Annotated in this window: 29 protein-coding genes; 18 read left to right on the top strand and 11 right to left on the bottom strand. The window is 60.4% G+C overall.

From position 1 onward, the window contains the following. Window positions 1–4 precede the first annotated feature (4 nt). From GC131_02810 to ppsR, 5 genes are all read right to left on the bottom strand, one after another. On the bottom strand, window positions 5–253 hold the full coding sequence (locus GC131_02810; GenBank protein ID MBI1273001.1) for a hypothetical protein: 249 nt from the start codon (window positions 251–253) through the stop codon (window positions 5–7). 226 nt (window positions 254–479) lie between these two features. Continuing rightward, the gene (gene dnaQ, locus GC131_02805; GenBank protein ID MBI1273000.1) at window positions 480–1,163 is read right to left on the bottom strand and encodes a DNA polymerase III subunit epsilon; all 684 of its coding nucleotides are present in this window, start codon (window positions 1,161–1,163) and stop codon (window positions 480–482) included. A 6-nt stretch (window positions 1,164–1,169) separates the two neighbouring features. After that, window positions 1,170–1,775: a dephospho-CoA kinase gene (locus tag GC131_02800; GenBank protein MBI1272999.1), complete on the bottom strand. Its 606-nt coding sequence runs from the start codon at window positions 1,773–1,775 to the stop codon at window positions 1,170–1,172. 5 nt (window positions 1,776–1,780) lie between these two features. Beyond that, a complete protein-coding gene (locus GC131_02795) occupies window positions 1,781–2,626 on the bottom strand; it encodes a shikimate dehydrogenase (GenBank protein ID MBI1272998.1) in 846 nt (281 codons plus the stop codon). Beyond that, the gene (ppsR, locus tag GC131_02790; protein ID MBI1272997.1) at window positions 2,626–3,471 is read right to left on the bottom strand and encodes a pyruvate, phosphate dikinase/phosphoenolpyruvate synthase regulator; all 846 of its coding nucleotides are present in this window, start codon (window positions 3,469–3,471) and stop codon (window positions 2,626–2,628) included. Before ppsR ends, GC131_02795 begins: the two co-directional genes overlap by 1 nt. A gap of 402 nt (window positions 3,472–3,873) precedes the next feature. On the opposite strand from ppsR, the gene GC131_02785 reads away from it, so the two are divergent. From GC131_02785 to GC131_02750, 8 genes are all read left to right on the top strand, one after another. Then, window positions 3,874–4,905, top strand: coding sequence for a uroporphyrinogen decarboxylase (locus tag GC131_02785; GenBank protein MBI1272996.1), 1,032 nt, complete (start codon window positions 3,874–3,876; stop codon window positions 4,903–4,905). Between the two features lie 4 nt (window positions 4,906–4,909). After that, on the top strand, window positions 4,910–5,998 hold the full coding sequence (gene hemH / locus GC131_02780) for a ferrochelatase (protein ID MBI1272995.1): 1,089 nt from the start codon (window positions 4,910–4,912) through the stop codon (window positions 5,996–5,998). Then, the gene (locus GC131_02775) at window positions 5,998–6,972 is read left to right on the top strand and encodes an aldo/keto reductase (GenBank protein MBI1272994.1); all 975 of its coding nucleotides are present in this window, start codon (window positions 5,998–6,000) and stop codon (window positions 6,970–6,972) included. The genes hemH and GC131_02775 overlap by 1 nt, the downstream gene beginning before the upstream one ends. 10 nt (window positions 6,973–6,982) lie before the next feature. Next, window positions 6,983–7,411, top strand: coding sequence for a protoporphyrinogen oxidase HemJ (hemJ, locus tag GC131_02770; GenBank protein ID MBI1272993.1), 429 nt, complete (start codon window positions 6,983–6,985; stop codon window positions 7,409–7,411). A 111-nt stretch (window positions 7,412–7,522) separates the two neighbouring features. Further along, window positions 7,523–7,810 carry a hypothetical protein gene (locus tag GC131_02765; protein MBI1272992.1) on the top strand — a complete coding sequence of 96 codons (288 nt, stop codon included), beginning with the start codon at window positions 7,523–7,525 and terminating at the stop codon, window positions 7,808–7,810. 117 nt (window positions 7,811–7,927) lie between these two features. Next, complete coding sequence (locus GC131_02760) at window positions 7,928–8,743, top strand: hypothetical protein (GenBank protein ID MBI1272991.1); 816 nt, start codon at window positions 7,928–7,930, stop codon at window positions 8,741–8,743. A gap of 300 nt (window positions 8,744–9,043) precedes the next feature. Further along, window positions 9,044–10,396, top strand: coding sequence for a transcription termination factor Rho (locus GC131_02755; GenBank protein MBI1272990.1), 1,353 nt, complete (start codon window positions 9,044–9,046; stop codon window positions 10,394–10,396). Window positions 10,397–10,644: 248 nt separating this feature from the next. Continuing rightward, the gene (locus tag GC131_02750) at window positions 10,645–11,103 is read left to right on the top strand and encodes a hypothetical protein (protein ID MBI1272989.1); all 459 of its coding nucleotides are present in this window, start codon (window positions 10,645–10,647) and stop codon (window positions 11,101–11,103) included. A 282-nt stretch (window positions 11,104–11,385) separates the two neighbouring features. Here the strand turns inward: GC131_02750 and secB are convergent, their stop codons facing one another. Next, the gene (secB, locus tag GC131_02745) at window positions 11,386–11,910 is read right to left on the bottom strand and encodes a protein-export chaperone SecB (protein MBI1272988.1); all 525 of its coding nucleotides are present in this window, start codon (window positions 11,908–11,910) and stop codon (window positions 11,386–11,388) included. 155 nt (window positions 11,911–12,065) lie between these two features. On the opposite strand from secB, the gene GC131_02740 reads away from it, so the two are divergent. After that, the gene (locus tag GC131_02740; GenBank protein MBI1272987.1) at window positions 12,066–12,779 is read left to right on the top strand and encodes a Tim44/TimA family putative adaptor protein; all 714 of its coding nucleotides are present in this window, start codon (window positions 12,066–12,068) and stop codon (window positions 12,777–12,779) included. A gap of 3 nt (window positions 12,780–12,782) precedes the next feature. Further along, a complete protein-coding gene (locus GC131_02735; protein MBI1272986.1) occupies window positions 12,783–13,967 on the top strand; it encodes a murein transglycosylase in 1,185 nt (394 codons plus the stop codon). Here GC131_02735 and GC131_02730 read toward each other — a convergent pair. After that, complete coding sequence (locus GC131_02730; GenBank protein ID MBI1272985.1) at window positions 13,964–14,494, bottom strand: hypothetical protein; 531 nt, start codon at window positions 14,492–14,494, stop codon at window positions 13,964–13,966. The two genes, GC131_02735 and GC131_02730, sit on opposite strands and share 4 nt — an antisense overlap. Window positions 14,495–14,670: 176 nt before the next feature. On the opposite strand from GC131_02730, the gene GC131_02725 reads away from it, so the two are divergent. From GC131_02725 to GC131_02715, 3 genes are read left to right on the top strand one after another with little or no spacing between them, the layout of a single operon-like run. Next, window positions 14,671–15,219 (top strand): DNA mismatch repair protein MutS, encoded by a 549-nt coding sequence (locus GC131_02725; protein ID MBI1272984.1) that lies wholly within the window; start codon window positions 14,671–14,673, stop codon window positions 15,217–15,219. Further along, window positions 15,212–15,793 (top strand): hypothetical protein, encoded by a 582-nt coding sequence (locus GC131_02720; protein MBI1272983.1) that lies wholly within the window; start codon window positions 15,212–15,214, stop codon window positions 15,791–15,793. Before GC131_02725 ends, GC131_02720 begins: the two co-directional genes overlap by 8 nt. A 48-nt stretch (window positions 15,794–15,841) precedes the next feature. Next, on the top strand, window positions 15,842–16,465 hold the full coding sequence (locus GC131_02715; GenBank protein MBI1272982.1) for a hypothetical protein: 624 nt from the start codon (window positions 15,842–15,844) through the stop codon (window positions 16,463–16,465). Window positions 16,466–16,468: 3 nt separating this feature from the next. Here the strand turns inward: GC131_02715 and hslU are convergent, their stop codons facing one another. Both hslU and hslV read right to left on the bottom strand, forming a co-directional pair. Then, entirely contained in the window at window positions 16,469–17,794 is a 1,326-nt protein-coding gene (hslU, locus tag GC131_02710; GenBank protein MBI1272981.1) for an ATP-dependent protease ATPase subunit HslU, read from the bottom strand. Next, entirely contained in the window at window positions 17,791–18,357 is a 567-nt protein-coding gene (hslV, locus tag GC131_02705; GenBank protein MBI1272980.1) for an ATP-dependent protease subunit HslV, read from the bottom strand. Before hslV ends, hslU begins: the two co-directional genes overlap by 4 nt. A gap of 95 nt (window positions 18,358–18,452) precedes the next feature. Here hslV and hisA point away from each other — a divergent pair, with 95 nt between their 5' ends. Together hisA and GC131_02695 are read left to right on the top strand one after the other, a co-directional pair. After that, window positions 18,453–19,175 carry a 1-(5-phosphoribosyl)-5-[(5-phosphoribosylamino)methylideneamino]imidazole-4-carboxamide isomerase gene (gene hisA / locus GC131_02700; GenBank protein MBI1272979.1) on the top strand — a complete coding sequence of 241 codons (723 nt, stop codon included), beginning with the start codon at window positions 18,453–18,455 and terminating at the stop codon, window positions 19,173–19,175. A 15-nt stretch (window positions 19,176–19,190) separates the two neighbouring features. Continuing rightward, the gene (locus GC131_02695) at window positions 19,191–19,550 is read left to right on the top strand and encodes an HIT domain-containing protein (GenBank protein MBI1272978.1); all 360 of its coding nucleotides are present in this window, start codon (window positions 19,191–19,193) and stop codon (window positions 19,548–19,550) included. A 559-nt stretch (window positions 19,551–20,109) separates the two neighbouring features. Here GC131_02695 and GC131_02690 read toward each other — a convergent pair. Continuing rightward, window positions 20,110–20,292 carry a hypothetical protein gene (locus GC131_02690; GenBank protein ID MBI1272977.1) on the bottom strand — a complete coding sequence of 61 codons (183 nt, stop codon included), beginning with the start codon at window positions 20,290–20,292 and terminating at the stop codon, window positions 20,110–20,112. A gap of 249 nt (window positions 20,293–20,541) precedes the next feature. Between GC131_02690 and GC131_02685 the strand changes: the two genes are divergently transcribed. The 3 genes from GC131_02685 to GC131_02675 are packed head-to-tail and all read left to right on the top strand — an operon-like array spanning window position 20,542 to window position 23,080. Then, window positions 20,542–21,255: a ribonuclease PH gene (locus GC131_02685; protein MBI1272976.1), complete on the top strand. Its 714-nt coding sequence runs from the start codon at window positions 20,542–20,544 to the stop codon at window positions 21,253–21,255. Between the two features lie 2 nt (window positions 21,256–21,257). Next, window positions 21,258–21,917: an RdgB/HAM1 family non-canonical purine NTP pyrophosphatase gene (gene rdgB / locus GC131_02680; GenBank protein ID MBI1272975.1), complete on the top strand. Its 660-nt coding sequence runs from the start codon at window positions 21,258–21,260 to the stop codon at window positions 21,915–21,917. Further along, window positions 21,914–23,080: a coproporphyrinogen III oxidase gene (locus GC131_02675; protein MBI1272974.1), complete on the top strand. Its 1,167-nt coding sequence runs from the start codon at window positions 21,914–21,916 to the stop codon at window positions 23,078–23,080. Before rdgB ends, GC131_02675 begins: the two co-directional genes overlap by 4 nt. A 28-nt stretch (window positions 23,081–23,108) precedes the next feature. Here the strand turns inward: GC131_02675 and GC131_02670 are convergent, their stop codons facing one another. Beyond that, a complete protein-coding gene (locus GC131_02670; protein ID MBI1272973.1) occupies window positions 23,109–24,203 on the bottom strand; it encodes a hypothetical protein in 1,095 nt (364 codons plus the stop codon). Between the last annotated feature and the right edge of the window lie 199 nt (window positions 24,204–24,402).

Genomic DNA, 24,402 nt, shown 5'->3' with positions numbered 1-24,402 from the left:
AAACCTACGGCGTATATGTGGCGATGCTCGTACAGATAAGGGCGCCGACCGCAAGCGTTACGGGCACCATGATTATCGCGGCACGGCCCCGGCAAAACATGCCGAATAAAAACCCGACGCAGAAAGCCGCCGCGCCGACGGTTAGCAGCACCTCGGGCGGGAAGCCCTTGCCCGCACAGCTCAACGCGGCGGCGCAGGCATACATGGCCCCGACGGCAAGACCGGAACCGAGGGCGGAGCCGCCGCTGCGCACGGGTCCGCCCCGACTGCGTTTTGAATGATATCCGCCCGTATCAGGCCTATCGTCTGGCATAAAAAATCCGGATTGCTGAAAATATTTTTCTAAAATCTGTACGCCTGCATCTGCGCAGGCAGGCAGGCAGGAAACGTCAACAAGACAAGCGCTTTGTGCGAAATTACGCAAGCCCGTTATTGCTGCCTTTTTTTGGTAATCGCGTATGCGAATTATCGTTAACGCGTTAGCCTTGCTTCCAGAGCGGCGAGGAAATTTTCTTCAGAAACTCCTCGTGCGCCGCAAGCTCATCCTTGCCCGGCACATGGCTGCGCGGTTTGCGAAAAGCGCGCTGTACCGCGACCACGGATTCTTCAACCGCCTCGTCGCTTGCAGACGAAAGCGCAGCCAGGCCCGGTTGCCGTCCGCCGCGCAATTCAAGATAAACCTCGGCCAGCAATTGCGCATCGAGCAGCGCGCCGTGCAGCGTGCGCCCGGTGCGATCGATGCCGAAGCGGTCGCACAGCGCGTCAAGCGAGGCGCGCTGGCCCGGATATTTGCGCCGCGCCATGCCCACCGTATCGATCGCGCGCCCGGACTCTAGCGCGGGAAAACCGGCAAGTGCCAGCTCGGCGTTCAGGAAACCCATATCGAAAGCGGCATTGTGGATCACAAGCGGGTCGCTTGCGACAAATTCAAGAAAACCGCCCGCCACCGCGGAAAACACCGGCTTATCTGCCAAAAATGTATCGGTCAGGCCATGCACCGCCGCCGCTTCGGCCGGCATGTCGCGCTCCGGGTTGATATAAACATGGAAGCTTTTGCCGGTGGCGACGTAGTTGACCAGCTCAAGGCAGCCGATTTCAACCACGCGATGGCCGTCGGCGGCGCTCAGGCCGGTTGTTTCGGTATCAAGGACGATTTCGCGCATGGCTTCTTACTTATGCCCTTCAAGAATTTTTTGCAAAGCCTGTTTCAGTTGCTTGCGCATGGCGGCGCGCCCGCGATCGCTGCGCACGACGAAATCGGCGCGGCGGCGTTTTTCGGCATCCGGCATCTGGCGTGCGCGAATGAAGCGAAGCCGCGCCGCATCCATGCCCGGGCGCGCGAGAACGCGCTTTTTTTGCACCGCCGCGCTTGCGGTCACGACGATGACGGCATCGCAGCGCGCCTCGCCCTTCGTTTCAAACAAAAGCGGAATATCGAGCACGAGCGCGGGCTTGCGCTGCGCGCGCGCCTGCGTGCGCGCCGTACGCTCGGCCGCACGCACAGGCGGATGCAGGATGCGTTCCAGCCTGCGCAGCGCGGCAGCGTTACCGAGCACGCAGGCGCGCAGTTTTTCGCGGTCTATTTTGCCGCGCCTGAAAGCAGCGGGAAACAGGCGCGCGATCTTGCGCGCGGCCGCGCCGCGCGGGTTGGAAAGCGCGCGCGCCACAGCGGCATCGGCATTGTGAACGGCGCAGCCCATGGCGGCCAGCATGGCGGCCGCCGTGCTTTTACCCATGCCGACCGAACCTGTAAGGCCGATGATCGCGGGTTTCATGTAAGCTAAAGCCCGGCGCCGGCGATGCGGCGCACTTCGTCCGTCACCTGCGGTTCCACGCCGAACCACGCTTCGAAGCCCGGCACCGCCTGATAGAGCAGCATGCCGAGCCCGTCGATCGTGCGGTGGCCGCGCGCGGCGGCATCCTGCAACAAAGGCGTGACCAGCGGGTTATAGACGCAATCCATCACCCACGCGCCTTCGGCGAGGTTATCGAGCTTGAGATCGAGCGGCGCGGTACCCGAAAGGCCTTGCGTGGTTGCGTTGACGAGCAGCCGCGCCTCGCTGATCGCTTCGTGCCTGTGTTCCCATTTCACAACCTTGATATCGGTTTGCTGGTTGCGGAGCGATTCCGCAATCGCCTGTGCGCGGTCATAGGTGCGGTTGATCACCAGCACGCGCGGGCATTCCATCGCGATCAAGGCCGCCACGATCGCGCGCGCGCCGCCGCCGGCCCCGACAAGCGCGACCGGGCCCGCCTTGAAATCGTAGCCGGAAACCCGCAAATGCTCGGCAAAGCCGTAAGTGTCGGTATTCATGCCCATCAGCGTGCCGTTTTCACGCACCACCACGGTGTTGATGGCGCCGATACGCTCGCCGAACATATCAAGCTCATCGACGATCTTGGCCGCCAGCTCCTTGTGCGGCACGGTGATGTTGACGCCGCGGAAGCCGAGCGCGGGCAGTGAACGCAACGCCTGGATCAGCCGTTCGGGCTGCACCGCAAGCGGAACATAGACGCCATCGATGCCGTGATGCGCCAGCCAGAAATTATGCAGCGCGGGGCTGCGCGTATGGGCGATGGGCCAGCCCATCACCCCCGCCAGCTTTGTTTTGCCCGTCACCGCCATTATTGCCCTTCCCGTCCGCTATCCGCCGCAATGCGGCGTTTCTGCAATAGCATCATAACCTCGGCCGCGGTTTCTTCAATGGAGCGGCGCGAAACATCGATCACCGGCAGCCCCAAACGCGCGAACAGGCGGCGCGCCTCCTGTACCTCTTCTTTTACCTTGTCCGGATCGACGTAATCGGTTTCCTGATGCTGGTTGAGCCACTTAAGCCTGTGGCGGCGGATCTCCACCAGGCTTTCCGGATCCTTGGTGAGACCGACGACCAGCCTGCCCTTGCACAGTTCCGTAAGGTTTTCGGGCAGCGCCACGCCGGGGACGACCGGAATATTGGCGGCCTTGATGCCGCGATTGGCCAGATAAACGCAGGTCGGGGTTTTCGAGGTGCGCGAAACCCCGAGGATAATGACATCGGCCTTTTCGAGATTGCGCGACCCGTTGCCGTCATCGAGCGCGAGCGCGAAATCCATCGCTTCGATCCGGTCGAAGTAATCGGTATCCAGCACATGCTGCTTGCCCGGATTGTGCGCGGCCTTGACGCCGAAATGGTCGCGCATCGCATCCATCACGGGATCGAGCACCGAAATGCTGCGTATGCTTTCCTTTTTGCAGAAATCCTCAAGTTTCAGGCGCAATTCTTCGTCAACGAAGGTGTACATGACAAGCCCCGGACGGGCGCGGATACCATCGATCGCCATATCGAGCTGACGCGGAGTGCGGATCAGGCTCCAGAAATATTGGCTCGCTTCAATGCCTTCAAATTGCACGAGGCAGGCGCGGGCAATGGTGTTGATGGTTTCACCCGTCGCGTCGGAAACAAGATGGATATGGAATTCCTTGCTTTCCATTGCCGGTATTCTGTCCTTCCTGCGCTGTGCCTGTGGATTACGGTGACAAGAACGGGTTTTTCACAGGCCCATGAAAATCATCCCTGTCATGCACAAACTGTCACGCTTTTACCCAACAGGATAGCCGTTATGTCAAACACGCTTGTGTATAACCGGGATAAAACAAGGGCCTTGTTTACCCCCAAAAATCACAAACCTCGGTTAGCGCCAATATGCGGACTTGCACACATGGCTACACAGTTTCGATCCACAGGGATATTGAAGCCTTATAAAAAAAGCCTGCGTATAACTTAGCGCATAACCCTTAAAAAGCCATTCCATACCCATTTTCAACAGGACCAACCTACAACTCCTATCTATTATATATTCTTATTATAGAAGAACGCGTCTATGGATAATTCAATGCGTACGCTCGAACAAACTTTTAATGGCAAAGCCACATCTCCGCCGCCGATCTGGCTGATGCGGCAGGCGGGACGTTATTTGCCCGAATATCGTGCGGTCCGGGAACAGGCCGGGAGCTTCATGAAACTTTGCGGAAACCCGCAACTGGCAAGCGAAGTTACCTTGCAGCCGGTAAAGCGCTTCGGATTGGATGCCGCGATCATATTTTCCGATATATTGCTTATTCCCCATGCCCTTGGCCGCAGACTGGATTTTGCCGAAGGCGAAGGGCCGCGTCTGGACCCGTTGCCCGAGGATAGCGGTGCGTGGAACCTTGTTTACGATGAAGCCGGAACGGCGCCGACCTGCGCGGCTATAAAAACCGTCCGCGCCGCACTTGGCAACAAAACATCGCTGATAGGGTTTTGCGGCGCACCCTGGACGGTAGCCTGCTACATGATTGACGGAAAAAGCGGCAAGAACGGCGGCTTTGCCCGTGCGCTGCAATGGGCGCAGGAAAAGCCGGATCTTCTGACAGCGCTTTCAGACCAGCTTTGCAAAGCAAGCGCGCAATATCTTATAGCGCAAATCAGCGCCGGCGCCGGGGTTTTACAGATATTCGACAGCTGGGCCGGATTACTGGCGCACGACGAGGCGCTTTTTACCCGTTTTGTGACCGGACCGGCGGCAAAGATAACCGCCGAGATCAAGCGGCATTACCCGGAAATACCCGTAATCGGCTTCCCGCGCGGGGCGCGCGGGCTTTATGGCCGCTATGCCGCGGCCAGCGGCGCGGACGCCATCGGCATAGATAGCGACGTATCGCTGGCCGCCGCGCGCAAATTGCAGCAAGACAGGCCGGTACAGGGCAATTTACGGCCCGAAATATTGCTCGAGGGCGGGGGCAAGCTGGTACGCGAGGTTGCCTCCATTATGGAAGCCCTTGCAGGGGGCCCGTTTATCTTTAATCTTGGTCACGGTATCCTTCCCGCAACGCCGCCGGACCATGTCGCGCAGCTTGTGGATCTGGTGCGCAACTGGAAAGCCTGACCCTATGCCCGAACGCATCGCTGTCGTACTTTTCAATCTTGGCGGCCCCGACCGCGCGGAAAGCGTCCGCCCGTTCCTGTTCAATCTTTTCAACGACCCGGCGATTATTCGCCTTCCCGGTATCGTGCGTACGCCGCTCGCTTACCTGATCGCGCGCCGCCGCACCCCGTGGGCGCAAAAGAATTACGGAATTCTTGGCGGCGGCTCGCCCCTGCTTGCCAACACAAAAGCGCAAGCGGCGGCACTGGAAGCAAGGCTGGCGCAGGATTTGCGCGGCGACACGGTGAAATGCTTTGTATCCATGCGCTATTGGCATCCGATGGCGGACGAAACCGCGATGGAGGTGAAGGATTTCGCGCCCGACAAAACGGTTTTGCTGCCGCTCTATCCGCAATATTCCACGACCACCTCGGCTTCCAGCCTGCGCGCCTGGGCGCGCGCCGCGCGCGCGGCGGAGCTTGCGGACACGGCACGCGCGGTTTGCTGTTATCCTGCGATGGAAGGGTTTGTCGCCGCTATGGCGCAGGCGGTGCGCGTATCCTACGAACAGGTGCGTGCGCAGGCGGGCGAAGCAAGCCCGGCGCCGCGCGTGCTGTTTTCGGCCCATGGCTTGCCGCAAAAAGTGATCGCGGCGGGCGATCCATACCAGCTGCAATGCGAACAGACGGCGCGCGAGATTGTGGATGCGCTGGATATCCCCGGGCTCGATTGGGTGAACTGCTATCAAAGCCGGGTCGGGCCGCTTGCCTGGATCGGGCCTTATACGGACAACGAGGTGCGCCGCGCGGGCGCGCAGCGCGTCCCGCTCGTTATCGCGCCGATTGCGTTCGTGTCGGAACATGTCGAAACGCTGGTCGAGCTTGATCGCGATTACCGGAAGCTGGCGGATGCTTGCGGCGTGCCCGCCTATGCGCGCGTGCCTGCGGCCGGCGTCAACGCGCAATTTATCGGCGGGCTTGCGGGGCTCGTGCGCAGCGTTCTCGGCCGCGCGGCACAAACCGCGCCGTGTCCCGAAGGGGGCGTGCGCATCTGCGGCGCGGAATTCGGCGGCTGCCCCGCGCCCCGCGCACAGGAATGGCGAAAGGCGGCATGATGAAGAAACGCAAGCTCGGCCGTACCGGGATCGATGTCGGCGTTATCGGCCACGGTTTGTGGGGGATGGGCGGCTGGACCGGTTCGGACGACGCGCAATCCTTCGCGGCGATGCAATCCGCGCTGGATGGCGGGTGCAATTTCTTCGACAGCGCCTTCGCCTACGGCATGGGAAAATCCGACGGCCTGCTCGGGAAATTTATCAAAACCAACCCGCGCAAAACCATCGTGGCCGCCAGCAAGGTGCCGCCCAAGAACTGGAAATGGCCGCCGCCCTGGGGCTGCGCATTCGAAGAAGCCTTCCCGTTGCACCATGTGCTGAGCTTCGGCACCAAAACGCGCGATCTTGTCGGCCGTCCGCTCGATCTTTTGCAATTGCATGTGTGGGAAGACGATTGGGTGCGCGATCATGGCGATGATCTTGGACGCATCGCGGAGAAGGTGAAGGCGGAAGGCATCACGCGCCATTTCGGCATCAGTCTCAACCGCTGGGAGCCGGGCAACGGCATCGAGGCGATCGAGACCGGCCATATCGACAGCGTGCAGGTGATCTATAACATTTTCGACCAGGCGCCGGAGGACGAGCTGTTCCCCGCCTGCCTGAAGCATAATATCGGCGTGATTGCGCGCGTGCCGCTGGATGAAGGCAGCCTTGGCGGCGCGATGACGCGCGAAACCCGCTTTCCCAAGGACGACTGGCGCGCACGCTATTTCAACCCGGAAAACCTTGCCGCCACCTTGGACCGGGTGGACGCGCTGAAAAAAATCGTGCCGCACGGCATGACGCTGCCGGAAATGGCGATGCGTTTTGCCGCGCAGCACGAAGCGGTTTCGACCGTGATTGTGGGCATGCGCAAGCCCGATCACGTGCGCATGAACCTTGCGGCGGGTGACGGCAAACGGCTTGGCGACGATCTGATGCAGGAATTGCGCGGCCACCGCTGGAACCGCAAACCCGCGCCTTGGTCGGATTAAGGGGCTTGGAATGACGCATGACGTGATCAAGGCGCTGCATATTATCAGCGTGATCGCATGGATGGCGGGGATGCTTTACCTGCCCCGGCTTTATGTCTATCACGCGGATGCGGCAAAGGGCTCCGACAAATCGGAAACTTTCAAAGTAATGGAACGCAGGCTGCTGCGCATCATCATCAACCCCGCCATGATCGCCGCGTGGCTGTTCGGCGTCTGGATGATCCTTCTCAACCCCGCTTTGCTGGAACAAGGCTGGCTGCACGCCAAACTGGCGCTGCTGGCCGGCATGCAGGTGACCCACGCGCTGTTCGCGCGCTGGCGCCGCGATTTCGAACACGACCGCAATACCCGCCCGGCAAAATTCTATCGCATGGTTAACGAAGTGCCGACGCTTTTGCTGATCGGGATCGTGTTGCTGGCGGTGATCAAGCCGTTCTAGGGTTTTCCGGAAATCATGGTTAACCGCAAATAAATTCCATTATTTGGTTTCACGGTTTTCGCTTAGTTTCTGGCTACAGCAATTTAAACGAAATCATATACGGAGATTATTATGCAGGTCAGCGGCGGTATTGGCATCCCCGGTTTACTCGTTATGGCAGCGGCAGAGCTTTGCATGCCGGGCGGCAGCATCATCGCCGGTGCCCTGATTGGCGCGCTTGCCATGCGGGACGAATATGGCCAGCGTAATATTGGTACAGTGCTCGTCGGCGCTGCCTTCGGTGGCCTTCTTGGTTGGGGTATGTCGTGGCTTATGGGCATTACTGGCTTTACGGAAATGGCGCGCCCCGTCGCTCAAGGCCTTGTTTCCAAAGTTATGCATCTACGCCCCGGCGCCTGATTTGTCCGTCATGGTTAACGTGGTGATGACGGTTCAGGACGAGCTAATCCTTCCATTTTTTCCGCGCATGCGCTAAATCTCCGCGCGCATAAATTATAGTAATTGCGGTATTTTATTATGAATTTAGGAAAGATACGCGCCGCCGCCCTTGCGGGCGAAGCGGCGGCCGAGCTGGCCGCGCGCCGCGAAAGCAAACAAACTATACGCACGCTTGCCGGCACCATTGCCGTGCTCGCGACCTGCAACGGCGACCATGCCGCCGCAGGGCTGATGCTGGCCGCCTATCTGCAGCTCGGGAATACGGCTGCGGTGTTGCGCGATCAGGCCGGTACGCGCCCCAGAAAACGCAGACGCAGACGCACGAAAGCGACGGCAACGGGCCCGGTCAGATCGGCGCTTACGGGCGCGGCAATGATGGCGGTCACCATGCGGCCGACCGTTTCGGGCGACAAGCATATTGCCGCGCGGGCAATGCGGGCGGATCCGGTCCATGCCGGGGCTGATGTTGCGGTGCTTGTTTGTGAAGGCCAGAAGCTGATTACGGCGCGCCGCAAGCGGCTGCAACGCGCGCGCGGCGAACATGTGATGCCGCAAAAACGCAGACCGCTGATCAATGCGCGCCGCGCCCGCGCGCTGCGCCGCTGCTTTGAAGGCGCGGGTGCCGTCACGGTTGCTGCTGCAGGCGCGCGCCTGAACATGACGCCCGAAGAGGCGCATGCGGCCGCGCAGGTGGCGCTGCTTTACTTAACGGTGGCGGGCGCGGAGAGCATGGCGCGCGAGGCGGGCTTTGCGCTGCAGGCGAAGCTGTACAAGGCGGCGGCCGATTTGCTCGCCGACATACATTTCATGCCCGAATATCTGGCGGGGCTGCGCGCCAGGGTGATAGGCCCGCGTGCCGCCAAGGAAAAGGTTTTAACGAAAGATTTGGTTTGAACCGGCCTTGCCCGCCGCGCCGCCGGGGCCGCGGAAGAAGCGGGGCCCGCTATATGCCGTATTTCCTGCAAATTTTCTTTGACAGGCCCGGCCGGTTCGGGTAACACATCTTTAATCCCGCCGCGGTAAGATGCATAAATATTAACAATTAGCATCAGCGTTTAAGCATCGGCCCGGCCGGACCTTCCCCTGAACCCTGCGCTTTATCCCGGCCATAAGCCCGTATTCCTGCGCAGCAAACCATCTTGGATTACCCCAAACGGACCCGAAAAAACCAATCACACAGGACCAGAATACAAAATGAATTTACGCGAATTGAAAGCCAAGACGCCGGCCGAGCTTTTGCAGCAGGCCGAAGAACTGAAAATCGAAAACGCGGGCACGCTGCGCAAGCAGGATATGATGTTCGCGATCCTGAAGGCACTGGCCGAACAGGACCAGACCATCAGCGGCGAAGGCGTGCTTGAAGTTTTGCAGGACGGCTTCGGCTTCCTGCGCTCGCCCGAAAGTAACTATTTGCCCGGGCCGGACGACATCTATGTTTCCCCAAGCCAGGTCCGCAAATTCGGTTTGCGCACCGGCGACACGGTTGAAGGCGAGATCCGCTCGCCGAAGGAAGGCGAACGCTATTTCGCCCTGCTCAAGGTCAACAAGGTCAATTTCGACGAGCCGGACAAGGTCCGTCACCGCATCAATTTCGACAACCTGACGCCGCTGTATCCCGATGAGCGGTTGAAGCTCGAAATCGAGGTCGAGGCCGAAACCCTGCCGGCACCGAAGGAAATCAAGATCGAAAAGGCCGGCGCCGACGGCAAGCCCGGCAAGGTGCGCGCCACCAAGATCACCAAAACCGAGCGCAAGGATTTCACCGCCCGCATCATCGACCTGATCTGCCCCGTCGGCAAAGGCCAGCGCGCGCTCGTGGTCGCGCCGCCGCGCACCGGCAAGACCGTGATGCTGCAGAACATCGCGCATTCGATCGCGCAGAACCATCCGGAAGTCTATCTGATCGTGCTTTTGATCGACGAACGGCCGGAAGAAGTCACGGACATGGCGCGCTCGGTGAAGGGCGAGGTGATTTCCTCGACCTTCGACGAACCGGCCTCGCGCCACGTGCAGGTCGCCGAAATGGTGATCGAGAAGGCCAAGCGGCTTGTGGAGCACAAGCGCGACGTCGTGATCTTGCTCGACAGCATCACGCGCCTTGCACGCGCCTACAACACCGTTGTGCCGTCTTCGGGCAAGGTTCTGACCGGCGGCGTGGACGCCAATGCGTTGCAGCGCCCCAAGCGCTTCTTCGGCGCCGCGCGCAATATCGAGGAAGGCGGCTCGCTGACCATCATCGCCACCGCGCTGATCGATACCGGCAGCCGCATGGACGAAGTGATCTTTGAAGAATTCAAGGGCACCGGCAATTCCGAAATCATCCTCGATCGCAAGCTTTCCGATCGCCGCAGCTTCCCCGCGATCGATATCACCAAATCGGGCACGCGCAAGGAAGAGCTTCTGGTCGATAAGCCCACCATGACCAAGATGTGGGTGTTGCGCCGCATTCTGTTGCCCATGGGCGTGACCGACGCGGTGGAATTCCTGCTCGAAAAGCTACGGACATCGAAGACAAACAACGACTTCTTCGACAGCATGAACCAGTAAACCGGGTTTTGCTGTAGTGCACGACAAGTCTTAATCCGGCGTAACTTCCGTAACACTTTATTAGCCCTAACGGCCGTATAATGGCGTTAAGGGCAGGATGCCCCGTTGCCGCAGGCCTTGCGGCCAACAGGAAAAAGAGTTCCCTGACGGGGGCATAACCAACAAACAAAACCCCCTGCTCGTGAACCCGGCATCTGGCCCTCCCGTCGCGTCCTGCGGCCATACGTGGCCGCGTTGGCATAAACGCGATGCGGTATGGAAAGGGGGTCGAGGCTATGGTGCGTTTGTGCGGCCATGCCATGCATGAAAAGCTTGCGGCGCCCGCCGCGGCCGTCTCCCTTTTGTTATTTTTTGCGTTTCTGCTGTTCGCGCCCGCCGCCCAAGCCTGGACCGACAGCACCGGCCCCGAAAAACCCTATGCCTGGATCGACCCCAAGGTCGTGCCCGATTTCAAAAGCGGGCCGAGTGCATCGACCATGATGGACGGCGGCAACGGTACGCGCGCCGCCTACAGCAACCGCCACCACGACTTGCTGCCGCAGCTCGATCTCGAGCGCGGGCGCGAGCTGACCTACAGCCAGCACGGCAACCGCATTATTTTGAACGACGTGCTTGATCCGATGGAGCCCGGCGTTTCCTTCCGTTATAAAATCTATTTGCAAAAAGCGCCGAGCACGGTGGATTTGCGTTTCGGCTCCCCGCGATAGCAACCGGAAAAAAAGACAAAGTAAGATTCCGGTAACCAAAAACTCAGAAAATTTTAGCACAAATGCGCTATAACCGTTTTATAGCTTGATGAAACGCGGGGTCATTGTTCCGCCCCGCACCGGAAACTTGCATAGCCCGTCTGTTTGATGGAGATAACGATGGAAAGCGTGAAACGCGCGTCCGCGCATGTGCCCGTATTGTTTGTTGTTTGCACCCTTGCGCTGTGCCTTGTCGCCGGCGCCGTGCTGGCCTGAGGCGGCGGTGATCGTCGCGCTTATATGCTACGCGTTGGCCGCGCTTCTTGCCTGCGCCTCGTTTTGCCGCAGCATGCCGGCAAAATCGACCGGCGCCAGCATCAAGGGCGGAAACCCGCCTTCGCGTACCGCGTCGGCAATGATCGCGCGCGCGAACGGGAACAGCAGCCGCGGGCATTCGACCATCAAAGCCGCGCGCAGCTGAGGCTCCGCCATCGCCGGCATGGTGGCGATGCATGCATAGGTAAGATCGCAAATGAACGCGGTTTTATCCCCGATTTTCGATTCCGTCTTCAGGCGCAGCGCCACTTCATAGACATTTTCCGCCAGCGGCTGCGAGGTGACGTTCACGTTCACCTCCACGCGCGGCTCGGCGTTCGGCTGTTCGCCGAAGATGCGCGGCGCGGACGGGCTTTCGAAGGAAAAATCCTTCATATACTGGGCGTTGACCGTCATTTGTTGCGGCACGTTGCTGCCTGCTGCGCCTGCGGGCGTATCGTTCATGGCGTGGCTCCTATCCTGCTTCCGGCTTCGATAAGCAGGGGGTAACATGGTGCTTGCGCAGCGGCAACCTCTTTAATGGCCGCCGCTTTGCCGCGCCGCGCACGCGTATGCGCGCTGCCCTCTTGAAAAAGCCGCGCCGCTGGCGCATTAATCAGGCGTATCCCGCTTCCCGGCCCATGCGGCGCGCAAGATCTCAGGGTGTCATGGCTTATCTCGATATCATTGTCTTTGCCCTTGTTGCGGCCGTGCTCATATTCAAGTTGCGCGCGATCCTTGGCCGCCGCAATGACGGCGAGGAGCAGCGCCCGAACCCGTTTTCTGCCCCTTCGCGCGGCGCAGGCAAGGATAAGAAAGCCGAAAAGGATGACGGCGCGCGGGACGGCAATTTGGGCGATGACGAGGAAAACGTAATTCGCTCCGAAAAGTTCGACCGGCCGCGCGCGCTGCCCGCTTTCAAGGCCGCGCCCGAAAGCCTTATCGGCGGGATCGAGGCCATCACCGCCGCCGATCCTTCGTTTGACGAAAAGGCTTTTCTTGCGGGCGCGCGCAGCGCTTTCGGCATGATCGTTTCCGCCTTTGCGGCGGGCGAGCTGAAGGTTTTGAAGCCGCTGCTTTCCTCGCGCGTTTTCGCGCAGTTCGAACAGGCGGTGCAGGAACGCCAGAAGGCGGGCGAAAGACAGGAAACCGAGATCAAGAACATTCGCGACGCCGATCTCGCGCGCGCGAAGCTTGAAGGCACGCGCGCGCTTCTGACCGTGAAATATGTGAGCGACCAGATCAATGTAACGCGCGACGCCGCAGGTAATGTTGTGGCGGGCCTGCCCGGCAAGGCCGAGGAAGTCGAAGATAGCTGGACTTTCGCGCGCGATGTGAAATCGGGCGATCCGAACTGGCTTTTGGTTGAAACCCGTTCATAGAGCATACAAGTGCGACCATCCCCTGCATCGCCGCGCCATATTGCCCTTGCGGCGCTTTTGTTTGTGGCCGCTTGCGCGCAGGTGCCGAAAGGCCCGCAGCCCGAAGCATTGATTTTACAACCCGCAAGCTTCGCGCAATTGCCCGGCTGGCGCGCTGATAATACGGCGGAAGCGCTTGAACCCTTGCAAAAATCATGCGCGCTGGTTGCGCGCAAGGATCCGGCGCAGGATTTCGGCGCAGCCGGGAAAGTTGCCGATTGGCTCGTGCCCTGCGCGGCGCTTGAAGCTGTGCCGGCGGGTGACGGCGAAGCCGCGCGCGCGTATTTTGAAACCTATTTCACGCCCATGCGTGCCACCAGCAACGGCGATGCGGACGGGCTTTTCACGGGGTATTACGAACCTTCGCTGCGCGGCGCGCGCATGCGCGGCGGGCCTTATCAATACCCGCTTTACGCCCGCCCGGACGATCTTGTGACCGCCGATCTTGGCTTGTTCCTCGATAGCCTTGCGGGGCAGCGCGTTACGGGCCGCGTGCAGCAGGATGCGAAAGGCAAGATATTCGTGCCCTATGCCAAGCGGGCGGAGATTGCGGCCTTGGGCGTGCCGGCGCGCGCGCTGGCATGGGTGGATGACCCGGTCGGCGCCTTTTTCCTTGAAATACAGGGTTCAGGCCGTATCGAACTCGATGACGGCACGGTCATGCATGCCGGCTATGCGATCCAGAACGGGCACCCTTATACCGCGGTCGGCCGCGCGATGCGCGATGACGGGCTGTTCGCGGAAGACGAAAAAATCACGATGCAGAAAATCCGCGCCTGGCTTTCCGCCAACCCGCAGACCGCGCAGAGCGTGATGAACAAAAACGAATCTTATGTGTTTTTCGAAGAACGCGAAGCCGAAGGCGCGGTGGGCGCGCAGGGCGTCGTATTGACGCCGCTGCGCAGCGCGGCGGTCGATCGTCACTTCATCGCCTACGGCACGCCGCTCTGGCTCGATATCGAAAGCCCTGAAGGGCCGGGCATGCGCATTCAAAGGCTGGTGATAGCGCAAGATACGGGCGGCGCGATCAAGGGGCCCGTGCGCGGCGATTTGTTCTGGGGCCATGGCGCGCGCGCCGAGGAAATGGCGGGCGTCATGCAAAGCCGCGGCGGTTATTGGATGCTGGTGCCGAAGAACGCGGCGCGTTAGCCGAATTTCAAACTAGCGGCGACACGGCGATAGCCAAGCTTGCTGCCGAAATTTTCCCATACGCCGCCATTTTCCGACGTATCATTGGGGGCGGAGGTTTCGAGCGTGACGCGATTGCCGACAAGCCTTCTGGCGACAGTTAAGGGGACATGATCCGGATGCGCTTCCGTGAGATCCGGATATTCTTTTTGTATCAGACCATCAACCGCCTTCTGGCTAAGCAGGATTTTTTCGCGCGAAAGCCTTTCCGTAAGGATGGAAGCGCCGACACCAAGTGCTGCCGGAATGAGCGCCCAGAAGCCGATAGAGAATGCAGCTAAGGCGGCTATGCCGAGGCTTGCAGCAAGTACGGCGCGCCCGGGTGTGCGCTTGCTTAGCTCGATCGCGACCATTTTCACCGCGCCATCCGTGCCGGGCTTGACCGTGGAATAAGCGGTAACATGGGTGGGGCCGCTTGCAGAAAAAGCGACGGCATCGATAACGTCTGCCGATATGATTTTGCCTTTGGCAATGTTGCTCCGGCTCATTTTTTGCCTCTTTAAAAGCTGTTGTTATATGGGCTTCATTTTAATCGTATCATGGAGCGAAGAAACTAAAAAACAAACGCAGACGTTAACTATACGGCACAAAAACCGTGCTTTTATAAAGCATTGTACCGCATATTGAATATGGGGCGAGTCGTAGAGAATTCGTGGTTGGCTGCATGGATGAAAAAGACGAACGGTTCTGGCGGGAATACGCGCGCGGCATCAAGCCGTTGAAGCGCGGCGCGGACGCGCGCAAAAAAACGGAAACGGCAAAGAAGCCCCGGCCCGCCCCGCGCCGGCAAGGCGCCGGCCCGGCCATCGTGCCCGATCCGGACAGTTTCCAGCACAAGAACGTGCCGCGCGTGCATATTGCCGTGACGGCGGACGATCGCGGCTGGCAGCTTGACCGCAACATCGTTAAAAAATTACGGGTCGGGCGCGTGCCGCTTGAAGCGCGCATCGATCTGCACGGCATGACGCGCCCGGAAGCCTATGAAGCCTTGAAACATTTTATCGCCATCGCCCGGCGCGGCGCTATGCGCTGCGTGCTTGTGATTACGGGCAAGAGCGGCGTTTTGCGCGCGGACGTGCCGCGCTGGCTGCGCGCGCCGGAATTCATGCAATCGGTTATCGGCGCCGAACCCGCCGCGCCGCGTCACGGCGGCAACGGCGCGCTTTATGTCGTGCTGCGCCGCGGGCAGAAACGGGCGGGGCGCGATGGATAAGGGCCTTTTCGGCTATCTTTCGCTGCTGCTCACGGTGGCGGCCTATGCGCCTTATGTATGGATGACATGGCGCGGCAGCAACCGCCCGCATGTTTTTTCGTGGGCGATCTGGAGCCTTTTGATGAGCATCGCCGCTGCCGCGCAATATGCGGGCGCGGCCGGGCCGGGATACTGGGCCACGGCCTGTAGCGCGGGTTTTTGCATCGTCATTGCCGCGATGGCGCTGTACGGCGGCGAGAAAAACATTACGCGCAGCGACTGGGCTTTTCTTGCGGCTGCGCTGGCCGCCATTCCGCTCTGGGCCGCGACCGACGAGCCGCTGGCTGCCGTGCTGCTTGTAACTGCCGTCGATCTGCTCGGCTACGGGCCGACACTGCGCAAATCGTGGGCAAGGCCGCGCGAGGAAATGGCGCTGCATTACGTGATCAGCAACGCCAAACATATCGCATCGATTGCCGCAATCAGCGTCTATTCGCTCACCACCGCGCTGTACCCCGCCGCGCTGATTGCGGCCAACAGCGTGCTCGTTGCCGTGATCATGGCCCGCCGCGCGCGGCTTGCGGCGGCGCGTTAACCATAGAAAATAATTGCCAGCGGCGGCCATGCCAAGGATAGTGCCGGCATGTTCGTCGAATCCGAAACATATGAAGGCGCGATCAAGGGATCTTCCTGCATCCTGTATTACAAGCCGTGGATAATGTGGAAATCGGCGCGTTTCGTGCTGATCCGGCACGCGGACGGCAGGTACGGCAACCCCGGCGGCCTTGCGGACCCCGAAGACAACAACGACATGCGCGTCGCCGCCGTGCGCGAAATGGGCGAAGAGGTCAGGGATGCGCGCGGCAAGCCCGCCTTGCCGGATGTCAATCCAAGACAGCTGAAACTTCTGGGCGAAAGCTTTTACAAGCCCGATAACCCGCAATACCGCAACGTACACCAGCACACCTGTGTCTATAAGCTTTCGATGCGCGAATATACGCGCCGCGCGAAACCGCTGACCGCCATCGACCGCGATACGCAGCTGCGCAACACGAAGGGCGAGATCAGCGGCGTCGAGATTTTGACGGCGCGGGAGATATTGAGGCGCACGAAAAACCCGGCGCTGGCCGACGACCCCGCGCGCGGGCTGCCTTTCACCTATGCGGCTTCGCGTTTGCCGCTGATCGCGGTTGCGCGCAAGTTCAAGCGCCCTTCGCCGGTATGGCATTTAAACCGGGGCACGCTTTCCAACAATCTCGCTATTTAGCGGCTAGAGAATAAATTTCGACAGGTCGGCGTTTTGCGTCAGCGCCGCCAGTTTTTCCTTTACGTCACCCGCGGTGATGGCGATGGATTTCGGGCCGCCCTTCGCCGGATCGCCGGCATCGAAACTGATATCCTCGAGCAGCTTTTCAAGCACCGTATGCAGCCGCCGGGCGCCGATATTCTCGACGCTCTGATTGACATTGGCGGCAAGGCCGGCGAGCTCGTCGATCGCGGCGGGCTCGAATGTCAGCGTTATGCCTTCGGTCGCCAGAAGCGCCTTGTATTGCGTGATCAGGCTGGCTTCCGGCTCGGTCAGGATACGGCGAAAATCGTCGCGCGAAAGCGAGGCAAGCTCGACCCGGATCGGCAGGCGGCCTTGCAATTCGGGCAGCAAATCGGATGGCTTGGCAAGATGGAACGCGCCCGAAGCGATGAAGAGGATATGATCGGTTTGCACTGTACCGTATTTGGTGCTGACCGAGGTGCCCTCGATCAGCGGCAGCAGATCGCGCTGCACGCCCTCGCGGCTGACATCGCCGCCGCCGCGCACATGGTCGCTGCGCGCCGCGATTTTATCAATCTCGTCGAGGAACACGATGCCGTTTTGTTCGACATTCCGGATCGCTTCGCTCGCCAGCGCATCGGTATCGAGCAATTTGTCGGACTCTTCGGCCATAAGGATATCATGCGCCTCGGCCACCGTGCATTTGCGCGCACGCGTGCGCCCGCCCATGGCCTTGCCGAAAATATCGTTGAGGTTGAGCATGCCCATCTGCGCGCCCGGCATGCCCGGCACATCGAAGGTGGGCAGCGTGCCGCCCGCATTATCGGTGACCGTAATTTCGATTTCCTTGTCGTTCAGCTCGCCCGCGCGCAATTTATCGCGGAATTTCTGGCGCGTTTCCGGCGCGGCGCTGCCGCCCACAAGCGCATCGACCACGCGCTCTTCCGCGTTGGCCTTGGCCCGCGCCTCGACCTCCGCGCGCATTTTTTCGCGCGTGAGCTTCAGGGAAACCTCGACCAGGTCGCGCACAATCTGTTCGACATCGCGCCCGACATAGCCGACTTCGGTGAATTTGGTGGCTTCGACCTTGATAAAGGGCGCCTGCGCCAGCTTGGCGAGGCGGCGGGCAATCTCGGTCTTGCCGACGCCGGTGGGCCCGATCATCAGGATGTTTTTGGGCAAAACCTCTTCGCGCAGGCCTTCGGGCAATTGCTGGCGCCGCCAGCGGTTGCGCAACGCGACGGCGACGGCGCGCTTCGCGTCCTGCTGGCCGATGATGTGGCGATCAAGTTCGATGACGATTTCGCGCGGAGATAGTTCGGTCACGCGATTTTTTCCAAAGTGATGTTGTTGTTGGTATAGACGCAGATATCGGCGGCGATCGAAAGCGCGCGCCGCGCGATCGCTTCGGCATCCAGCTTTTCGTTATCCATCAGCGCGCGGGCGGCCGCGAGCGCGTAAGGCCCGCCCGAACCGATGCCGATGATGCCGTCTTCGGGTTCCAGCACATCGCCGGTGCCGGTGATGATCAGCGATGTTTCGCCGTCTGCCACCGCCATCAGGGCTTCAAGACGGCGCAGGTAGCGATCGGTGCGCCAATCCTTGGCCATTTCGACGCAGGCGCGCAGAAGCTGGCCCGGATGCTTTTCGAGCTTGCCCTCAAGCCGCTCGAACAGGGCGAAGGCGTCGGCCGTGGCGCCGGCAAAGCCCGCGATCACATCATTGCCGCCGGAACCAGATTTCAGCCGCCGCACCTTGCGGGCATTGGCTTTCATCACGGTTTGTCCCATTGAAACCTGCCCGTCGCCCGCGATCACGGCTGTGCCACCCTTGCGGATGGCAATGATGGTAGTGCCATACCATTTGGACGGGTCGTTATGGTCGAACATGCGGCTTCCCTTGTTGCCCTGCATAGATAGGAACGGAGCAAGAAAATTACAAGCCCGGCTTTGCCAAGCCCGCTAAACCCGCTATAAAAGCCGCCATGATCCTGTACCCTTCGATCGATATCAAGGACGGCAATGTCGTACGGCTCGTGCATGGCGACATGGAGCAAGCGACCGTATTCGGCAACAACCCGGCGGCGCAGGCCAGGGCGTTCGCGGCGCAGGGCTTCGAATGGCTGCATATCGTTGACCTGAACGGCGCCTTTGCGGGCAAGCCGGTGAACGGCGATGCGGTGGACGAGGTTCTGGCCGACGTCAAGATCCCGGTCCAGCTCGGCGGCGGCATTCGTAACATCGCGCTGATCGAAGCTTGGCTGCAAAAAGGCGTTTCGCGCGTCGTGCTCGGTACCGTCGCCGCGCGTCACCCGGAATTGGTGAAAGAGGCCTGCGCCCAGTTTCCGGGCAAGATCGCGGTGGCGATCGATGCGCGTAGCGGCACCGTGGCGGTTTCAGGCTGGGCGGAAGATACGGCGATGAAAGCGCTTGATCTCGCGCTGCGCTTCGAAGATGCCGGCGTTTCCGCCATTATCTATACCGACATTGATCGCGACGGCGCTTTGGGCGGCGTGAATGTTGAAGCCACGGTCGATCTTGCTTTCGCGCTCACGACGCCCGTGATCGCTTCCGGGGGCGTCGCCAGCCTGAACGACCTTGAAGAGCTGAAGAAACAGGAAAAGGCCGGCATTGCGGGCGCAATCATCGGCCGCGCCTTGTATGACGGTCGCATCGACCCCAAGGAAGCGCTCGCAAAAACCAAATAACGGACGGAGGGCGTGATGGCCTACGACAGCAACAATGTGTTCGCGAAAATACTGCGCGGCGAGATACCGTGCAAGAAACTGTTCGAAGACGGTTTCGCGCTCGCGTTCCCCGATATCAACCCGCAAGCGCCCACGCACATACTTGTGATACCGAAGGGATCCTATGTTTCGCTGGACGATTTCAGCGCGTCCGCCAGCGCGGAGGAGATCGAAGGTTTTTGGCGCGCGGTCGGCAAGATGGCGCGCGATGCCGGCGCTGTGCCGGGCGGTTACCGCCTGATCGCCAACCACGGGGCCAACGCGCACCAGGAAGTGCCGCACTTCCACATTCACATACTTGCCGGGAAACCTTTGGGGCCGATGCTGGCCAAATAAATTCTTAGGCTATTACGATGTAAATTTAGGGCCGCGGGCGCCGAATCTGGCAGCGGGTTTTGTGGCGCTGCCACCCATTCGCTTTGCTATGGATTTGCCCGCGAATTTGAGCACAGCCGCGGTAACTTTCGGGTGCTTTACCGCAAACATGGCGGCTTTTGCTGCGATCGCCGGAAGAGCCATTTTTATTTCCTTAGCAGAAAAATTTTCTGTTTCTGAAAAAAACACGCGGGGGAGAGAGGCCCGCGTGTTTTGATTTGCACACTATTTCTGGAAACTATGCGCTTCCAGGCTGAAGTTTTGGATTTCTGTCACGCAATGAATTCGTGGCATTTCTGCCTGGTGTAAGGGATGTGCCCTGCAGCACCCGGCCTACACCGCTGAACAGTTTGCCCAAGCCGCCTGCAAATTGCTTTACGGCAGTAATGGGCTTGCCTTTCAGAAGAGAGCCTATCGATTCAAAGCCACTACCCACAGCAGACGATGCCGTTTGAGTAAGTCTCCAAGGAACAAGCCCGGCTTTGGTTGCCATACGAGCGGTTGGTGCCCAAGACATGTGTTATTCCTCCACCCAAAATTCTTCGTCGATCAATTTCTTCAAGGTTTCTTCCTGGTTCATATATTTCCAGCGAAGCAAAGGGCCGTCAGGGTGACGCATAGTGAAGGAAACCTGTTCAACAGCGCCAAGGGCGCTCAGATCCCTTTCCGACAACCTGTTTCCATCTACATTTACAATTGGCATGGTCCCCACCTCTGCCCGGTTTATGTCGCTACATTATCAATTTGACAGCAAATCTCTTAACAAGGGATTAATTGGGTAACTAGTTGATGAATATGGCAAAATATACGCTTCCGAAACAGTCTTGGTTAATTTTACCTTTCATTTAAGGCATATTGTTTCGAAATCGAACCGACTCATTTCCGGCCATTGCTTTTGCCATTACACAAGCAAACCGTTATCGTCCGCTTAATTAAACTTAAGGAAACCATAATGCGTCCATCCGGAAGAACCGTAGGCGAGCTGCGCGCCATCCAGCTCGATATCAATGCCGCGAAATATGCCGAAGGATCGTGTCTGATCAAATGCGGCGATACACATGTATTGTGTACCGCCAGCATCGATGAGCGCACGCCATCCTGGCTGCGCGGCACCGGTCTTGGCTGGGTGACGGCGGAATACGGCATGCTGCCGCGCGCCACATCGGAGCGCACCGAGCGCGAAGCGGCAAAAGGCAAACAAAGCGGACGAACGCAGGAAATCCAGCGGCTGATCGGGCGCGCGCTGCGCGCGGTGACCGACCGCGCCGCGCTCGGCGAAATGCAGATCAAGATCGATTGCGATGTGCTGCAGGCCGACGGCGGTACGCGCACCGCCGCGATTACCGGCGGCTATGTCGCGCTTGCGCTCGCTTGCAAGCATCTGGTGCGCATCGGTCGGCTGAAGAAACCGCCGCTGACCGACAGCGTCGCCGCGATTTCGTGCGGCCTTTACAACAATGCCGCCGTGCTCGATCTCGATTACGCGGAAGACAGCAACGCGCAGGCGGATGCGAACTTCGTGCTTACGGGCAGCGGCGGAATCGTGGAGGTGCAGGGCACCGCCGAACAGAAGCCGTTTTCCGAAGAACAGTTCCAGCAGCTGATGAAGCTTGCGCGCGAAGGCACCGCGATTTTGCGCGCCAAGCAGCAGGAAGCCCTGGCGTGAGCGTGCTTGCGGCCGCGCCGAACGCCGCGCGCTATCGCGGCCGCCGCTTCGATGCGCCGCGGCTTGTGGCGGCTACGCACAACCATGACAAGCTTGTCGAGATCCGCGGCTTTCTCGGCGGCCGCGTGAGCGAACCGCACCGGCTCGCGATCGTCAGCGCGGGCGAACTTGGGCTGGACGAGCCGGAAGAATCGGGCGACAGCTTTTCCGCCAACGCCATGATCAAGGCCCGCACCGCCGCGCAGACGGCGAACGAAATTGCGCTTGCGGACGATAGCGGCCTGAGCGTCACCGCGCTGGGCGGCGAACCCGGCATTCGCTCGGCCCGCTGGGCGCCAAAAAATGCCGCAGGCGAAAAGGATTTCGAAGCCGCCATGCAGCATGTCCACGAACGCATGGCCGACGCGCCGGACCGCAGCGCATGCTTTATTTGCGCGCTGGCGCTGGCCTGGCCGGACGGGCATTGCGAAACCGTCGTCGGGCGTATCGATGGCGCCATTGTGTGGCCGCCGCGCGGCGATGCCGGGTTTGGATACGATCCGTTCTTTGTGCCGGCGGGCAGCAACCGCACCTTTGCGGAAATGAGCCCGCTGAAAAAGCAGCGCATCAGCCACCGCGCGCAGGCATTCCGGAAACTTATCGAACGCTGTTTCTGGGAATGAGCGATACGCTCGCGCTTTATATCCACTGGCCCTTTTGCCTCAGCAAATGCCCCTATTGCGATTTCAACAGCCATGTGCGGGACAATGCCCCCGCAGACGGCGTCGCCGCCGCGCTGCTGCGCGAACTTGGGCACTATGCCGCGCTTTTGCCCGGGCGCACGCTTGCATCCATTTTTTTCGGCGGCGGCACGCCTTCGCTGATGGACCCGGCCCATGTCGCCGCGCTGGTGGATGCCGCTACGCAGTACTGGCGCGCGGCGGACGATATCGAAATTACCCTGGAAGCCAACCCGACATCGGTCGAAGCCGGGAAGTTCCGCGATTTGCGCACGGCCGGGGTGGGGCGCGTTTCGCTTGGCGTGCAGGCGCTTGATGATGCCGCGCTTATGGCATTGGGGCGCGGGCACAGCGCCGCCGAAGCGCGTGCCGCGGTTGCGCTGGCGGCCAAAATATTCCCGCGTTTTTCCTTCGATCTTATCTATGCCCGCGCCGGGCAGACGCAAGCCGCATGGCGCGCCGAATTGGCGGACGCGCTTGTTATGGCACGCGGGCATCTTTCGCTTTACCAGTTGACGATAGAGCCCGGCACGCAGTTCGCGACCCGCGCAGGGCGCGGCGAGAAGCTGGCGGCGGAAACCGAAGAAGCGGGCACGATGTATGAGCTGACGCAGGAAATTATGGAAGCGGCCGGGTTGCCCGCATACGAAATCTCAAACCATGCGCGCGCGGGCGATGCTTCGCGTCATAATCTGGCTTACTGGCATTATAATGATTACATCGGTATCGGCGCCGGGGCGCACGGGCGCTATGCGGGCGCGGACGGCGCGCGCTTTGCCACCGAAAACCACCGCATGCCAGAAGTGTGGCTTGGGCAGGTGGAGCGGGACGGGCACGGGCAGCGTCTTTGCGACGGCATAGGCAGCGCAACGGCGCAGCGCGAAGCGCTGATGATGGGGCTGCGGCTGCGCACCGGCATAGCCCGGGCGCATTGGCGCGCAAAGTTCGGCGGCGATATTGCGGATACGCTGCCGGCACGGAAAATCACGAAGCTTGCGGAAGAAGGGTTGATTGCGCTGGATGATACGGCGCTGCGCGCCACGCCTGCGGGGCTGCAAAGATTGAACGGCGTGCTTGGGTATTTGCTGGCGGACGAAACCGCCTAGAACCTGGAAACCCTTGTTTTCCGGGCGATTACGCCGCCATCGGCGAGGGGGTCGGGAACGCGTGCTTGAAGGCCGCGGCCGGGCGCACCGGCATTTCCAGTTCCGTGCCCGGCTTGCGCACGGTCAGTGACGGGCCGGGGGCCGCCTTGAGCGAGGCGTAGCGGTCACCCGCCTTGAAGGACATCACCGGACGGCAGCTGTCGTTGCCGCCCTTGTAATCGGTTTCCAGCGCCGCGTTGCCTGCGATCAGGGTGCTTTCGGCGCGGTCGGTCATGTTCCGGTTACCGAACTTCATGCCGCGCAGCTCGGCGCCGGCAATGTTGGCGACGGTGATGTTGGTGCCGGCGGTGGCGGCGTAGCTCAGATCGGCCTTGCCCAGATCGGTGCTGCCGTTGACCAGTGCGCCCGAAAGGTTCGCGCTGGCGAACGAAGCATGGCGCAGGCCGGCGTAGCGCAGATCAGCGCCCTGCAGATCAGCGCCCGAAAAGTTGGCATTATCCAGCGCCGCGTTGTTCAGGCTGGCGCCCTGCATCTTGGCATTGGTGAATTTCACGTTGTCGCCGGTGGCGTTGGTCAGGTCCACGCCGCGCATCTGCGCGTTGTCGAAGTTGCTGTCGCGAAGGTTGGAGCCCGCGATCTGCGCGCCGGCGAAGCAGGCACCGGCAAAGCCGCCGTTGAACAGGGCGGCACCGCGCACCTTGGTGAAATCCGCGCCGCGCGCATCGGTGCGGTCGAACACCGCGCCGCCGATCTTGGAACCGGCCAGCTTTGCGTTCTGCAGGTTCGCGCCCGAGAAGTTCGCGCCTTCGAGGTTGCAGCCTTCGAGGTTCGCGCCGCGCAGGTTGGTGTTGGTCAGGTTCGCGCCCTTGAGGTTCGCGCCCTTGAGGTTCATGCCCGCGAGGTTCAGGCCGCTGAGATCCATCTTGCTGAGATCCGCGCCGGAAAGATCGAGGCTGCGGATATCGAGTTCGTTCTTGCGGGCCGGGTTGTTGCGCAGCTCGGTCAGCAGGTCCTGGGTGAAAGAGCGTTTGTCGTTGGTGTAGCGGACGAAATCGGCATGGCCGTTTACGCCCCTTACCCGGATCAGGCCCAATTTGCGTTCTTTTTCATGCGTGCTGCTCATAGGTTCAGGTTAAGCGGGCGCGGTTAACAGGACCTGAATTTTCGCAGCTAAGTCATTGATACAATTGATAAATTAACAATTTAACTCAAATTGTTCGCAACTAATTCGGCACCCCCAAAACCCCCTGTTTTCAGGCCCCGTTTTACTTGCATCACGGCCTGCCCAGAGGGGCCGTCTTTACTTGCAAGCAATTTGAGGG

The sequence above is a fragment of the Alphaproteobacteria bacterium genome, from assembly GCA_016124955.1.
Taxonomy (GTDB): Bacteria; Pseudomonadota; Alphaproteobacteria; order UBA9219; family RFNS01; genus RI-461.
Note: the sequence above shows the minus strand (reverse complement) of the source record. Positions and strands in the feature narration are given on the sequence as shown.

Coding starts and splice junctions, on each gene's coding strand:
- dnaQ (MBI1273000.1), bottom strand. CDS start 1,163: ATGCGCGAAATCGTCCTTGATACCGAAACAACCGGCCTGAGCGCCGCC.
- GC131_02800 (MBI1272999.1), bottom strand. CDS start 1,775: ATGAAACCCGCGATCATCGGCCTTACAGGTTCGGTCGGCATGGGTAAA.
- GC131_02795 (MBI1272998.1), bottom strand. CDS start 2,626: ATGGCGGTGACGGGCAAAACAAAGCTGGCGGGGGTGATGGGCTGGCCC.
- ppsR (MBI1272997.1), bottom strand. CDS start 3,471: ATGGAAAGCAAGGAATTCCATATCCATCTTGTTTCCGACGCGACGGGT.
- GC131_02785 (MBI1272996.1), top strand. CDS start 3,874: ATGCGTACGCTCGAACAAACTTTTAATGGCAAAGCCACATCTCCGCCG.
- hemH (MBI1272995.1), top strand. CDS start 4,910: ATGCCCGAACGCATCGCTGTCGTACTTTTCAATCTTGGCGGCCCCGAC.
- GC131_02775 (MBI1272994.1), top strand. CDS start 5,998: ATGAAGAAACGCAAGCTCGGCCGTACCGGGATCGATGTCGGCGTTATC.
- hemJ (MBI1272993.1), top strand. CDS start 6,983: ATGACGCATGACGTGATCAAGGCGCTGCATATTATCAGCGTGATCGCA.
- GC131_02765 (MBI1272992.1), top strand. CDS start 7,523: ATGCAGGTCAGCGGCGGTATTGGCATCCCCGGTTTACTCGTTATGGCA.
- GC131_02760 (MBI1272991.1), top strand. CDS start 7,928: ATGAATTTAGGAAAGATACGCGCCGCCGCCCTTGCGGGCGAAGCGGCG.
- GC131_02755 (MBI1272990.1), top strand. CDS start 9,044: ATGAATTTACGCGAATTGAAAGCCAAGACGCCGGCCGAGCTTTTGCAG.
- GC131_02750 (MBI1272989.1), top strand. CDS start 10,645: ATGCGGTATGGAAAGGGGGTCGAGGCTATGGTGCGTTTGTGCGGCCAT.
- secB (MBI1272988.1), bottom strand. CDS start 11,910: ATGTTACCCCCTGCTTATCGAAGCCGGAAGCAGGATAGGAGCCACGCC.
- GC131_02740 (MBI1272987.1), top strand. CDS start 12,066: ATGGCTTATCTCGATATCATTGTCTTTGCCCTTGTTGCGGCCGTGCTC.
- GC131_02730 (MBI1272985.1), bottom strand. CDS start 14,494: ATGAGCCGGAGCAACATTGCCAAAGGCAAAATCATATCGGCAGACGTT.
- GC131_02725 (MBI1272984.1), top strand. CDS start 14,671: ATGGATGAAAAAGACGAACGGTTCTGGCGGGAATACGCGCGCGGCATC.
- GC131_02720 (MBI1272983.1), top strand. CDS start 15,212: ATGGATAAGGGCCTTTTCGGCTATCTTTCGCTGCTGCTCACGGTGGCG.
- GC131_02715 (MBI1272982.1), top strand. CDS start 15,842: ATGTTCGTCGAATCCGAAACATATGAAGGCGCGATCAAGGGATCTTCC.
- hslV (MBI1272980.1), bottom strand. CDS start 18,357: ATGTTCGACCATAACGACCCGTCCAAATGGTATGGCACTACCATCATT.
- hisA (MBI1272979.1), top strand. CDS start 18,453: ATGATCCTGTACCCTTCGATCGATATCAAGGACGGCAATGTCGTACGG.
- GC131_02695 (MBI1272978.1), top strand. CDS start 19,191: ATGGCCTACGACAGCAACAATGTGTTCGCGAAAATACTGCGCGGCGAG.
- GC131_02690 (MBI1272977.1), bottom strand. CDS start 20,292: ATGCCAATTGTAAATGTAGATGGAAACAGGTTGTCGGAAAGGGATCTG.
- GC131_02685 (MBI1272976.1), top strand. CDS start 20,542: ATGCGTCCATCCGGAAGAACCGTAGGCGAGCTGCGCGCCATCCAGCTC.
- GC131_02675 (MBI1272974.1), top strand. CDS start 21,914: ATGAGCGATACGCTCGCGCTTTATATCCACTGGCCCTTTTGCCTCAGC.
- GC131_02670 (MBI1272973.1), bottom strand. CDS start 24,203: ATGAGCAGCACGCATGAAAAAGAACGCAAATTGGGCCTGATCCGGGTA.